This window comes from Amycolatopsis sp. cg5, from assembly GCF_041346955.1.
Lineage (GTDB): Bacteria > Actinomycetota > Actinomycetes > Mycobacteriales > Pseudonocardiaceae > Amycolatopsis.
The window spans coordinates 2,126,445-2,138,620 of record NZ_CP166849.1; the positions used below are offsets into that span (position 1 = coordinate 2,126,445).

Here is a 12,176-nt window from a genome sequence, read left to right on the forward strand (position 1 = left end):
TACGGCCGGTTCTAACCGGTCGTACCACTCACGACCCCGGGTGAGCTAGGCGGCCGGGGTGATTTCCTTGCCCGGCAGCCAGCCCTTGACCAGGTCGGTGACCCGCCACGACGAGACCGTCAGCCGGACCGTCTTGATCGGGAAGCCCAGGAACGGCGCCACCTCGGGCACCTTCGCCTGCAGCCGGGCGCGGATCATCGAGTCCTCGTCGCCCTCGATCACCTCGGCCGTCGCGCGTGCCTGCAGGAACGGCTCCGCCGGGGTGCCGGTCGACACCACGACGGCCACCTCCGGGTTCGCGCGGATCGCGGCGAGGGTGCGGCCGCTGTCTTCGAGCACGAGCTCCAGGGTGAACGGGTCGCTCTCGGCGAAGTACACCCCGCCCACCCACGGGCCGTTGCTCCCGACCGTCGCCAAGTACATCGACTTGTGCGCGGCCAACGTGTCCCGCAGTGCCGTCCGCACCTCGGTCACGTCCTGCTCGATGGTGGTCATCGGTGAAATCTCCTCAATCGTCTCGGCGGTCGCTTCCGCCACGACGCGCAAGCAAACCCGCCGGGGTGGCCGAAAAGCCCGACTTGAACCGGCGACGCTCCGCAAAGCCACTCCTTCGAGCGACACAGAGCAACCCTGAAACCCTTGCGACACTTGGGAAACGATGTTATCAACCGATGTTGAAAACTTAGCTCGGCGGTAAAGCTGTCGAAAAGTGTCGGTGCCGGGTCCTAGGCTGCGAAGCGTGGATCACGACGAACCGATGGTGCAGGCGAAGGCGCTGGTGAAGCGTTTCGGCGAGTTCGAGGCCGTGCGCGGGATCGACGTGCAGGTCAAGCGGGGCGAGGCGTTCGGATTCCTCGGGCCGAACGGGGCAGGCAAGTCCTCGACCATGCGGATGATCGCCACCGTCTCGCCGCGGTCGGACGGCGACCTCAAGGTGCTCGGCATGGATCCGAGCGTCGACGGGCCGAAGATCCGCGCCAGGCTCGGCGTGGTCCCGCAGCAGGACAACCTCGACACCGAACTCACCGTCCGGCAGAACCTGCAGGTCTACGGCCGCTACTTCGGGCTCTCCCGGGCGCACGTCAAGGAGAAGGCGGGGGAGCTGCTGGAGTTCGCGCAGCTGTCCGACCGCGAGAACGCCGAAGTGGAAGCGCTGTCCGGCGGGATGAAGCGCAGGCTCACCATCGCGCGCTCGCTGGTCAACGATCCCGAGCTGCTGCTGCTCGACGAGCCGACGACAGGGCTCGACCCGCAGGCCCGGCATCTGTTGTGGGACAGGCTGTTCCGCCTCAAGGCCAACGGCGTCACGCTCATCATCACTACGCACTACATGGATGAGGCGGAGCAGCTCTGCGACCGTCTGGTCGTCATGGACAACGGGCGGATCGTCGCCGAGGGCTCGCCGTCCGGGCTGATCGCCAAGTACTCCACCCGCGAGGTGCTGGAGCTGCGCTTCCCGCCGGGCGAGGCGCCGCCCGACCTGACCCGGTTCGCCGAGCGGGTCGAAGTCCTGGCCGACCGGGCGCTGCTCTACACGCCGCAGGGCGAGGCAGCCTTGGAACGGGTGACCGCCGAAGGGATCCGGCCGGTGTCGAGCCTGGTCCGGCGCAGCAGCCTGGAGGACGTCTTCCTCCGCCTCACCGGCCGATCGCTGGTGGAGTGATGACCACCGCGCGGTCGACCGGCCGGGTGCCGGGAATGTGGGCGGGCGCCTGGGCGCAGCTTGAGGCTTACTGGACCTGGTACCGGCGCTATTGGAAGGCGACGCTGTATTCGAGCGGCCTGCAGCCCGTGCTGTTCCTCGGCGCGATGGGGCTCGGCTTCGGGTCGCAGGTGGAGGCCGGGCCCGCCACCGGCGGCCTGCCGTATCTGCAGTACATCGCGCCATGCCTGCTCGTCGCCGGCGCGATCCAGTTCGCCGTCGGCGAGTCGACGTACGCGGTGCTGTCCGGCTTCAAGTGGCAGCGGCATTTCGTGGCGGCCACGGCGACTCCGGTCAGCCCCGGCCAGGTGTGCGGCGGGCACGCGCTGTGGATCGCGCTCCGGCTGTTGCTGGCCTCGGTGACGTACGCGGTGGTCGCGGCGTTCTTCGGCGCTTGGGCCAATGCCGGGGTGCTGATCGTCATCGTGATCGGCGTGTTCGCCGGCATGGCGACCGCCGCGCCGATCATGGCCTTCGCGGCGGCGACCCATGACGAGGGGGAGCGGTTCGGCATGCTGTTCCGCTTCGTGCTGATGCCGATGATCCTGTTCAGCGGCACCTTCTTCCCGATCGCCCAGCTGCCACTCTTCCTACGCTGGCTCGCCTGGATTTCCCCGCTGTGGCACGGAAACGAACTCGCCCGCGGCGCCACCGGAGCCGGCCCCGGCGCACTCGCCATGCTGGGTCACTTCGCGTTCCTCTGCGCGCTCGGCGTCGCGGGCGCCTACCTGGCTCGCCGTAACTTCTATCGTCGGCTGGTGGTCTGACAAATGAGTGTCCTCGAACAGACCGGGCGCCGCGGCGTCCTGCTGCGCGTGCTGCCCGCCGCGATGTACGCGGGCCGCGCGAGCGCGCTCGTCGAACGCTCGGTCCTCGTCTACTCCCGGATCTGGCTGATGTTCCTGTCCGGCGCGCTGGAGCCGGTGCTGTACCTGCTGGCCTTCCAATACGGGTTCGGCAAGCTGGTCACCGAAGTCGCGGGCCCCGGCGGCCAGACGATGAGCTACGTCGCCTTCGTCGCGCCCGCGCTCATGGCCTCTTCGGCGATGAACGGCGCGGTGTTCGACTCCACGTACAACATGTTCTTCAAACTCAGGCACTCCAAGCTCTACGACGCGATCCTTTCGACCCCGATGGGCCCATTCGACGTCGCGATCGGCGAGATCTCCTGGGCCGTGGTGCGCGGCGGCATCTACGCGCTCGGCTTCCTCGGCGTGATGTCGGTGATGGGGCTCGTGCACAGCCCATGGGCGCTGCTGCTGGTGCCGGTCGCCCTGCTGATCTCGTTCGCTTTCGCCGCGATCGGCATGGCCAGCGCGAGTTTCCTGCGCTCGACCTCCCAGTTCGACTACATCCAGCTCGTGCTGATGCCGTTGTTCCTGTTCTCGACCACGTTCTACCCGCTGTCGGTGTACCCGGAGGCGCTCCAGATCGTGGTCCGGTGTTTCCCGCTGTACCACGGCGTCGAGCTGATGCGCGCCCTGTCGGTCGGCGTGTTCGAACCGTCCATGCTCGGCAACCTCGCCTACCTGCTGGCGATGGCGGGCCTCGGCATCTGGGCCTCCTCGAAGCGCCTAGGCCACCTACTCCTCAAGTAAGCCTCCCCGCCCCCGTGGCGGTGGTGGATGTTCGCCTAGCCCGCGAGCGAACGCACGGCGGGTGCGACGGCGGCCAGCGCGTTGGCCATGCCGTGACCGTAGAAACCGTTGTAACCCTCGTAGCCGGCGCAGTACGCGTCCTGCGTGCCGTCGCCGGTGAGGTCGTAGTCGTCGGGGCACGCGATCGGCTGCGCTTGGGCGTCGAGCGTCTTGCGCAGCTGTCGCGGACCGTAGCCGGGGTGTGCCGAAGCCAGCAGCGCGACGACGCCGGCCACGTGCGGGGCCGCCATCGAGGTCCCGCACAGCGGCGCGTAGCCGCCGGGCACGGTCGACAGGACGCACTCGCCGGGATCGCCACCCGGCGCCGTGACATCGATCACGCCCAGCCCGTACGAGCTGTAGCCCGCCTTGACCCGGTCGGCGCCGACGGCCGAGACCGCCACCACGTCACGCAGCCCGGCGGGCAGCGCTTCGCAGCCGGTGGCCTTGGCCGAAGCGGACCGGGGCGACGGCGTGAGATTGACCGCCTCGTTCGTCGCGGCCGCGACGTTCAGCGTCCCGGCGGAGGTGCTGTATTCGACGGCGCGCGCGAGCACCTCTCGCACGACCCGGTGATCTTTGTTGTGCGCGCACGACAGGGCCCACGGGTCGACGAAGAAGCTGCTGTTCGTCACCTTCATGTGCTGCTTGGCCGCCCACATCAGCCCGCAGACGGCGGCTTCGGGGTCGACGTAGCCGCGGTCGTCGATCACCTTCACCGAGGCGATCCGGACGCCGGGCGCGACGCCGGTGACGCCCTTGCCGTCGTCGGCGGCCGCGATGGTGCCCGCGACGTGCGTGCCGTGCGCCGAGGTCGTCGGCGCCCATGCCTTGGGGCTGGTGTCGGGCGCGCCGGTCAGGCAGCCCGCCGACTCGTCCGCGGCCAGCGCGGGCGCCAGGTCGGGATGGGCCGGGTCGACGCCGGAGTCGAGCACGCCGACCACCACGGACCGCTTACCCGGGTTTATGGCTCTGGCGGCGACGGCGTCGATCGCCTTCATGTCCCACTGCTCGTCGGAACGGTCGGCGGTGGGCACCTTGGCGGGGTCGGTCTGGGGGAGTTCGGCACGGGCCGGCGACGGCTTGACCGCCAGGTTCTGCTGCGCGGCGAGCCGCTCGGCCTGCGCGCTGAACGCGCGGTCCACGCCGAACCGCTCGCCGAAGCGCGGATCGGGTGAGGTCGCCACGCCGACACCGATCTGCGGGTAGTACACGGTCGTGGCACCACAGGCGGTAGTGATCTGCGACTCGGCCTCGGCCTGGGTGGTGCCGCGAGCGAAGACGGTCACGTAGCGCAGGGCGCGCCCGGCGGAAGGACAGGCCGGAGCCGTCTCGTCGGCGCCCGCGGGGCCGTTGACCAGCGCGATCACCAGTGCGGCGCAGCCCAGTGCGACCAGCGGTCGTGCCAGCACGCGCACCGCACCTCCCCGCTCGATCGAATGGCCTTCCACCTGCCTGAAGCCGCACGGTAACCACCGATTGGCGGGCGGACAAGCGCTGACGGAAAGTTCGCCCGAGAGGTGGGTCGCGACTGCCCATGGTGACCTGATGGTGACTCGCCCGTGTCACCGGCCACACGGCGAGCGGGCGGTCGTGTGGGATACTCGAATCGGTCGTCAGGTCCGCAGGCGCCGCCTGCGGCGTTACGACCCGGTGAAGGACCTCGTGAGCTCCGCGCTCGTCGCCGCTCCGTAAGCGGCTCGACGAAGGCGTGGTAGGTGGGCGGCGAGGGCCCCGCCGAAGTGGACCTCAAGCCGTGCGCGGCCGCCGGAAAGACTCGGCGACGTCACGGTCCAAGGCAAGGATTCCCGTCGTCGGTGACCACCACGACGGAACGAACAGAAAGGGGCCCCTGCGCGGCCGCGTCAGTGCCGGTGATCATCGGCGACGCGCCCGGGGGCGGAGGAGATATATGTCGAACGCGGACACACCCGCCGAGAACACCGGCGGGAATACCGCCACATCCACGACCGGTCCGCTGGACGGCCTGCCCGCCAAGATCCGCGTGCACGCGCTGGCCAAGCTGCTCGACTCGAACAGCCGCGAACTGCTCGCCAAGCTCGCCGAGCTGGGTGAAAGCGTCCGCAGCGCGCAGTCCAGCGTGTCGCGTGACGTCGCGATCAAGGTCGCCGAGTCGCTGGGTCTCGTCAGCGAGCCCGAGGCCGAAGCGGCCCCGGAGCCCGAGCCGGTCGTCGAGGCCGTTGTCGAGCCCGTCGTCGAGCCGGAACCCGAGCCCGAGCCGGAACCCGCCCCGAAGCGCCGGGTCGCCGCGCACGTGCCGGTCTTCGCCGCGCCGTCGCCGATCTTCCTGCCGCCGGAGCCGGTGGCCGCGAAGCCCGCGCGCAAGCCGGAGCCCGAGCCCGTCGCCGAGGTCGACGAGGACGTCGAGGAAGAGCAGCCGCAGGCCGAGGGCGCCGACACCGGCGAGGACGGTGACGATTCCGGTCGCCGCCGCCGTCGTCGCGGCCGCCGTGGCCGTGGCCGTGGCAAGGGCGCCGACGACAACGCGGGCGAAGAGGGCGACGAGCTGTCCGAGCCCGCCGCCGAGAAGGCCGACGACGAAGAGGCCGAAGCGGTCGTCGAGGTCGCGGCCGAAGCCGACGACGCCGATGCCGAAGGTGACGCGGACGGTGGCAACAAGCGTCGCCGTCGCCGCCGCCGCCGCAAGGGTGGCGAGGACGAAGGCGACGTCGCCGCCGGTGACGACCCGCCGAACACCGTCGTGCACACCCGCCCGGCCAAGGGCGAGGCCACCGAGCGCCCCGAGCGCCCGGCCCGTGACGAGGTGCGCAGCGTGCGCGGCTCGACGCGCCTGGAGGCCAAGCGCCAGCGTCGCCGTGACGGACGCGAGGCCGGCCGCCGCCGCGCGCCGATCCTGTCCGAGGCCGAGTTCCTCGCCCGCCGTGAGGCGGTCGAGCGCGCCATGGTCGTCGCCGAGCGCGGCGAGTCCACGCAGATCGGCGTGCTGGAAGACGGCGTGCTGGTCGAGCACTTCGTGACCTCGTCGGGCACCGGCTCGATCGTGGGCAACGTCTACCTCGGCCGCGTGCAGAACGTGCTGCCCTCGATGGAGGCCGCCTTCATCGACATCGGCCGCGGCCGCAACGCCGTGCTCTACGCCGGTGAGGTCGACTGGGACGCCGCTGGCCTCGAAGGCAAGGCGCGCAAGATCGAGCAGGCACTGTCCAGTGGTGACAGCGTCCTCGTGCAGGTCACGAAGGATCCGGTCGGGCACAAGGGCGCCCGCCTCACCACGCAGATCTCGCTGCCCGGCCGCTTCCTGGTCTACGTGCCAGCCGGTGGCGCGACCGGCATCTCCCGCAAGCTGCCGGAGAACGAGCGCCGCCGCCTCAAGGACATCCTCAAGCGCATCGTCCCCGAGGACGCCGGTGTGATCATCCGCACCGCCTCGGAGGGCATCAGCGAGGAGGAGCTCGGCCGCGACGTCTCGCGCCTGAAGTCGCAGTGGGACGTCATCAAGGAGAAGGCCGACGCGAGCGCGGGCAAGAAGTCCAGCGCGCCGACCCTGCTCTACGAAGAGCCCGACCTGCTGGTCAAGGTCGTCCGCGACCTGTTCACCGAGGACTTCTCCACACTGGAGATCCAGGGGAACACGGCGTGGGAGACCATCCACACCTACGTCGAGAACGTGGCGCCCGACCTCGCCGACCGCCTCAAGCGCTACACCGGCACCGGCGACGCGTTCCACGACCACCGCATCGACGAGCAGATCACCAAGGCGCTCGACCGCAAGGTCTGGCTGCCGTCCGGTGGTTACCTGGTCATCGACCGCACCGAGGCGATGACGGTCATCGACGTCAACACCGGCAAGTTCACCGGTTCGGGCGGCAACCTCGAAGAGACGGTCACCAGGAACAACCTGGAGTCCGCCGAGGAGATCGTCCGTCAGCTCCGGCTGCGTGACATCGGCGGCATCATCGTCATCGACTTCATCGACATGGTGCTCGAGTCCAACCGTGAGCTGGTGCTGCGCCGCCTGACCGAGTGCCTCGGCCGGGATCGCACCCGCCACCAGGTCGCCGAGGTCACCTCGCTCGGCCTGGTGCAGATGACCCGCAAGAAGATCGGCACCGGCCTGCTGGAGGCCTTCTCCACCTCGTGCGAGCACTGTAAGGGCCGTGGCGTGGTCGTCACGTCCGAGCCGCAGCGCACGCCGGGTGGCGGCAACGGCGGTAACAACGGCGGCAACGGTGGCGGCGGCCAGCAGCAGAACCAGCAGCAGTCCTCCGGTGGCGGTGGCGGTTCGCGCCGCTCGCGCAACCGGGGCGGCGGCAAGGCCGACGAGGCCGAGCAGCACGCGGCGGCCAAGGCGGAGACGCCCGCGGCGCCGACGCCCGAGCAGCGTGAGTCGGTCGTCTCGGCCGTGCAGGCCATCGCCAACGCCGCGAAGGCGAAGGACGAGGAGCACGCCACGCTGAACGGCCACGCCCACGCCGCCGAGGAGCCGTCACAGGAAGTGACTGCCGAGGTCACTGAGGTCGTGGAGGCCGAAGAGACCCCGGAGACCACGGTCGAGGTGACCGAAGTGGCCGAGGCCGCCGAAGCTCCCGCCGAGGCCGCCGAGGTCACGGAGGAGGCCCAGGTGGAAACCGCTCCGTCGGCGACCACGGACTTCATCCCCGAAGAGCCCGCTCCCGAGGTCAGCGTCCCGGCTCCGGCCGTGCGTTCGGCCAGGCGGCGGCCCCGCAGGGCGGCTTCCCGCCCGGCAGGCCCGCCGGTCAGCGCGGAGAACCCTTCGTGAACGGGGTTTGACCACCCCGGTGTGACCCCTTTGCAGCACAGCACGTAACCTGTAATGCGGCCCGCCAGTAGAGCGGGCCGCATTGTGCAGGACCTGGACCGCTCCTCCCACGGCGGGCCGCCAGCACAATCCCCCACCCGTTGTCGAATAAGCAGGAGACTCCCGTGTCGGCGTACGCGATCGTCAAGACCGGCGGCAAGCAGTACAAGGTGGCCGTCGGCGACGTCGTCGAGGTCGAGAAGCTCGAGGGCGCGCCTGGTACCGAGCACACCTTCCCCGCCATCCTCTTCGTGGATGGCGGCGAAGTGACCACGGACGCGGACGCGTTGGCGAAGGTCTCGGTCACCGGCAAGGTCGTCGAGCAGACCAAGGGTCCCAAGATCCGCATCCACAAGTTCAAGAACAAGACCGGTTACCACAAGCGTCAGGGTCACAGGCAGAAGCTGACCCTGGTCGAGGTCACCGGCATCAACCAGTAAGGAACCCGAGCAGCTATGGCACACAAGAAGGGTGCTTCCAGCTCCCGCAACGGTCGTGACTCCAACGCCCAGCGGCTCGGGGTCAAGCGTTACGGTGGCCAGGAAGTCAACGCGGGCGAGATCCTCATCCGTCAGCGCGGCACCAAGTTCCACCCCGGCGTGAACGTCGGCCGTGGCGGCGACGACACGCTGTTCGCTCTCGCGGCCGGTGCGGTCCAGTTCGGCACGAAGCGTGGCCGCAAGACGGTCAACATCGTTCCGTCCGAGACGGTCGACGCTTAATCAGAACCTCTGAACGAGGGGTGGGGCCGGAATATCCGGTGCCACCCCTCGTTTTGTTTGTAGTAGATCTTTTTCGTAGGCAGAGAGGCAGTTCCCATGGCGTCCCGGTTCGTTGACCGCGCGGTCATTCATCTGGCCGCGGGCGACGGTGGGCACGGCTGCGCCTCGGTGCACCGCGAAAAGTTCAAGCCACTCGGCGGCCCCGACGGCGGCAACGGCGGCAACGGCGGCGACGTGCTGCTGGTCGTCGACCCGAACGTCCACACGCTGCTCGACTTCCACTTCCGTCCGCACGCCCGCGCCGGCAACGGCAAGCAGGGCGCAGGCGACGACCGCCAGGGCGCGGCGGGGGAGACCCTGACCATGCACGTGCCCAGCGGCACGGTCGTGATGACCGAGGACGGCGAGATCCTCGCCGACCTCATCGGCGCGGGCACCACCTTCGTCGCCGCGCAGGGCGGGCGTGGTGGCCTCGGCAACCGCGCGCTGTCGTCCAAGGCCCGCAAGGCGCCCGGGTTCGCGCTGCTCGGCGAGCCGGGCGAAGAGCGCGACCTCGTGCTGGAGCTGCGCTCCGTCGCCGATGTCGGCCTGCTCGGCTTCCCGTCGGCAGGCAAGTCGTCGCTGATCTCCGTGCTGTCCGCCGCGAAGCCGAAGATCGCCGACTATCCCTTCACGACACTCGTGCCCAACCTCGGCGTGATCACCGCGGGCGAGGTCGTCTTCACCATGGCCGACGTCCCCGGCCTGATTCCGGGCGCCAGCGAGGGAAAGGGTCTCGGCCTGGACTTCCTGCGCCACATCGAGCGCTGCGCGGTGCTGGTGCACGTCATCGACTGCGCGACCTTCGAGCCCGGCCGCGACCCGCTGTCCGATGTGGACGCGCTGGAGGAAGAGCTCGCGCGCTACACGCCCGCGCTCGGCGGTGACCTGGCCGACCGGCCCCGCGTCGCCGTGCTCAACAAGATCGACATCCCCGAGGCCGCCGAACTGGCCGAGATGGTCAAGCCCGAGCTCGAAGCCCGCGGCCTGCCGGTGTTCGAGATCTCGACCGCTTCGCGCGCGGGCCTGCGTGAGCTGACGTTCGCGCTCGGCGCCGTCGTCGAGAAGTACCGCGCCGACCAGCCGGAGGCCGAGCCGGAGCAGGTCGTCGTGCGGCCGAAGGCGGTCAACGAGGACGAGTTCACCGTCGTCGACGACCCGAACGAAGAGGGCGCCTTCATCGTCAGGGGCAACCGGCCCGAGCGGTGGATCCGCCAGACCGACTTCGGCAACGACGAGGCCGTCGGCTACCTCGCCGACCGGCTCAACCGCCTCGGCGTCGAGGACAAGCTGGCCAAGATGGGCGCGCAGCCCGGCAGCCCGGTCACCATCGGCGACGTGCAGTTCGAGTGGGAGCCGTCGACGCCGGGCGTCGCCGCCATGATGACCGGCCGCGGCACGGACATCCGCCTCGAGAACAACAACCGGATCGGTGCGGCCGAGCGCAAGAAGGCCCGCCGGATCCGCCGTGACGGGCCCGACGAGATGGACGGCGAGTGAGCGCGACCCGGCAGGCGATCGCCGGAGCCAGGCGCCTGGTGGTCAAGGTCGGCTCTTCGGCGCTGACCACGGCCGGGGACGGACTCGACGTCTCCCGGCTCGACGCGCTGGTCGACGCGCTGTGCGAGCGCATCGCCCGCGACTGCCAGGTCGTGCTGGTCTCCTCCGGCGCGATCGGCGCCGGCCTCGCGCCGCTGTCGCTGGCCAAGCGCCCGCGTGACCTGCCGAGCCAACAGGCCGCGGCCAGCGTCGGCCAGCTTGCGCTGGCGCACGCGTACGCCGAGTCGTTCGGCCGGTATTCGCTCACGGTCGGCCAGGTGCTGCTGACCTCCGACGACGTCGTCCGGCGCGCGCATTACCGCAACGCCCAGCGCACCTTCGACCGGCTGCTCGCCTTGGGCGCGGTTCCGGTCGTCAACGAGAACGACACCGTTGCCACCGAAGAGATCCGCTTCGGCGACAACGACCGCCTCGCCGCCTTGGTCGCGCACCTCATCGGCGCCGACGCGCTCGTCCTTCTGTCCGATGTGGACGCTCTGTACGACGGGGATCCCCGTGACGGCGCCACTCGCAAGATCGCCGAAGTCAACGGACCGTCCGATGTGGACGGAATCACCGTCGGCATGTCCAGCTCGGGCCTCGGCACCGGCGGCATGGTCTCGAAGCTCGCCGCGGCTCGCACGGCCGCGGGCGCAGGCATCCCGGTGCTGCTCGCTTCCGCCGCGGACGCGGGCAAAGCGCTCGCTTCGGCCGATGTCGGCACGGCTTTCGCCGCCGCCGATTCCCGGCTTTCCGCGCGCCGGTTCTGGCTCGGCTACGCGGCCGACCCGAGCGGTGTGCTCAAGCTCGACGACGGCGCGGTCACCGCGGTCGTCCGCCGCCGCCGGTCCTTGCTGGCTGCCGGAATCACGGGTGTCGAAGGCGATTTCCAGGCAGGCGACGTAGTCGATCTCGCCAACCAGGCCGGTCGTGTGGTCGCGCGCGGCGTCGTCGGCTTCGACGCTGCCGAGCTGCCCGACCTCGTCGGCCGCTCCAGCCACGAACTCCCGGCCGAGCAGCGCCGCGAGGTCGTGCACGCCGACGACCTAGTCCCGCTCCGCTAGCTGCTTCACGAGCCGGGTCATCTGCTCGGCGTAGGCCTCGGTGAACTCCGGCGACGTGGGATCGAGGCCGGTCGCCGCCCGAGCCACGCGCGCGAACGCGAACGGCGCGCTCGCCGCCGAAATGAGCGCGAGTAGCAGGAATCCGGGGTCGAGATCGGCGGAGAAGTCCCCGGCCGTTTGCCTGGCGCGCACGTACTCGACCTGTCGTTGCATGAACTCGCGCTGGGCTTCGAAGCCGACGTCGCTGTTTTCCAGGTTCTCCCAGACGAACAGCCGCGCCGCGTCAGGATCCGCGGGGCCGACGTGGACGAACTGGCGCAACACCTCGGCCAGCGGCATCGCCGGGTCGGTGATCGCCGAGTTGTTCCGATAGCCCGACGCGGTCAGCTCGTTGTACAGGCCTTCCTTGCCGCCGAAGTAGTACGAGATCAGCTGCTTGTTGACGCCCGCGCGGTCCGCGATATCGCTGACGCGCGTCGCCGCGTACCCCTTCGCGCCGAACTCCACCTTCGCGGCTTCGAGGATCTTCGCCTTCGTCCGCTCGGGGTCGCGTTGCCGTTCGGCCGGCGCTCTACGGGGTGTCACGTGGGTCAGCCTAGCCGATGACTCAATCAAACCAGTGGTTGACTTAATCATCCATCCGGTTGATAGTGGGCCTACCAACGAGACCAG

Annotated in this window: 11 protein-coding genes; 8 read left to right on the top strand and 3 right to left on the bottom strand. The window is 69.8% G+C overall.

The window, feature by feature from the left end:
* Positions 1-45: 45 nt before the first annotated feature.
* Positions 46-495 carry a pyridoxamine 5'-phosphate oxidase family protein gene (locus AB5J62_RS09670; protein ID WP_370947809.1) on the bottom strand — a complete coding sequence of 150 codons (450 nt, stop codon included), beginning with the start codon at positions 493-495 and terminating at the stop codon, positions 46-48.
* Between the two features lie 262 nt (positions 496-757).
* On the opposite strand from AB5J62_RS09670, the gene AB5J62_RS09675 reads away from it, so the two are divergent.
* Genes AB5J62_RS09675 through AB5J62_RS09685 form a run of 3 tightly spaced genes read left to right on the top strand, consistent with a single transcriptional unit; the run spans position 758 to position 3,300 of the window.
* Positions 758-1,663: an ABC transporter ATP-binding protein gene (locus tag AB5J62_RS09675; protein WP_370950220.1), complete on the top strand. Its 906-nt coding sequence runs from the start codon at positions 758-760 to the stop codon at positions 1,661-1,663.
* Positions 1,663-2,469: an ABC transporter permease gene (locus tag AB5J62_RS09680; protein ID WP_370947810.1), complete on the top strand. Its 807-nt coding sequence runs from the start codon at positions 1,663-1,665 to the stop codon at positions 2,467-2,469. The genes AB5J62_RS09675 and AB5J62_RS09680 overlap by 1 nt, the downstream gene beginning before the upstream one ends.
* A gap of 3 nt (positions 2,470-2,472) precedes the next feature.
* Positions 2,473-3,300 (top strand): ABC transporter permease, encoded by an 828-nt coding sequence (locus AB5J62_RS09685; protein WP_370947812.1) that lies wholly within the window; start codon positions 2,473-2,475, stop codon positions 3,298-3,300.
* Positions 3,301-3,335: 35 nt separating this feature from the next.
* On the opposite strand, the gene AB5J62_RS09690 is transcribed toward AB5J62_RS09685, so the two are convergent.
* Positions 3,336-4,757 (bottom strand): S8 family serine peptidase, encoded by a 1,422-nt coding sequence (locus AB5J62_RS09690; RefSeq protein ID WP_370947813.1) that lies wholly within the window; start codon positions 4,755-4,757, stop codon positions 3,336-3,338.
* 494 nt (positions 4,758-5,251) lie between these two features.
* On the opposite strand from AB5J62_RS09690, the gene AB5J62_RS09695 reads away from it, so the two are divergent.
* The 5 genes from AB5J62_RS09695 (at position 5,252) to proB (ending at position 11,504) form a co-directional block, all read left to right on the top strand.
* The gene (locus tag AB5J62_RS09695; RefSeq protein ID WP_370947815.1) at positions 5,252-8,101 is read left to right on the top strand and encodes a translation initiation factor IF-2 N-terminal domain-containing protein; all 2,850 of its coding nucleotides are present in this window, start codon (positions 5,252-5,254) and stop codon (positions 8,099-8,101) included.
* Between the two features lie 164 nt (positions 8,102-8,265).
* Positions 8,266-8,580 (top strand): 50S ribosomal protein L21, encoded by a 315-nt coding sequence (gene rplU / locus AB5J62_RS09700; protein ID WP_370947817.1) that lies wholly within the window; start codon positions 8,266-8,268, stop codon positions 8,578-8,580.
* A 15-nt stretch (positions 8,581-8,595) separates the two neighbouring features.
* The gene (gene rpmA, locus AB5J62_RS09705) at positions 8,596-8,862 is read left to right on the top strand and encodes a 50S ribosomal protein L27 (RefSeq protein WP_091291672.1); all 267 of its coding nucleotides are present in this window, start codon (positions 8,596-8,598) and stop codon (positions 8,860-8,862) included.
* A 96-nt stretch (positions 8,863-8,958) separates the two neighbouring features.
* Positions 8,959-10,401 (top strand): GTPase ObgE, encoded by a 1,443-nt coding sequence (gene obgE / locus AB5J62_RS09710; RefSeq protein ID WP_370947818.1) that lies wholly within the window; start codon positions 8,959-8,961, stop codon positions 10,399-10,401.
* Positions 10,398-11,504, top strand: coding sequence for a glutamate 5-kinase (gene proB / locus AB5J62_RS09715; protein WP_370947819.1), 1,107 nt, complete (start codon positions 10,398-10,400; stop codon positions 11,502-11,504). Before obgE ends, proB begins: the two co-directional genes overlap by 4 nt.
* On the opposite strand, the gene AB5J62_RS09720 is transcribed toward proB, so the two are convergent.
* The gene (locus AB5J62_RS09720; protein ID WP_370947821.1) at positions 11,487-12,089 is read right to left on the bottom strand and encodes a TetR/AcrR family transcriptional regulator; all 603 of its coding nucleotides are present in this window, start codon (positions 12,087-12,089) and stop codon (positions 11,487-11,489) included. The genes proB and AB5J62_RS09720 overlap by 18 nt on opposite strands.
* Between the last annotated feature and the right edge of the window lie 87 nt (positions 12,090-12,176).

Bases quoted from the DNA above. Each gene is read 5' to 3' on its own strand.
- AB5J62_RS09685 (WP_370947812.1), top strand. From the start codon at position 2,473: ATGAGTGTCCTCGAACAGACCGGGCGCCGCGGCGTCCTGCTGCGCGTG.
- AB5J62_RS09670 (WP_370947809.1), bottom strand. From the start codon at position 495: ATGACCACCATCGAGCAGGACGTGACCGAGGTGCGGACGGCACTGCGG.
- AB5J62_RS09680 (WP_370947810.1), top strand. From the start codon at position 1,663: ATGACCACCGCGCGGTCGACCGGCCGGGTGCCGGGAATGTGGGCGGGC.
- obgE (WP_370947818.1), top strand. From the start codon at position 8,959: ATGGCGTCCCGGTTCGTTGACCGCGCGGTCATTCATCTGGCCGCGGGC.
- AB5J62_RS09675 (WP_370950220.1), top strand. From the start codon at position 758: ATGGTGCAGGCGAAGGCGCTGGTGAAGCGTTTCGGCGAGTTCGAGGCC.
- AB5J62_RS09695 (WP_370947815.1), top strand. From the start codon at position 5,252: ATGTCGAACGCGGACACACCCGCCGAGAACACCGGCGGGAATACCGCC.
- rpmA (WP_091291672.1), top strand. From the start codon at position 8,596: ATGGCACACAAGAAGGGTGCTTCCAGCTCCCGCAACGGTCGTGACTCC.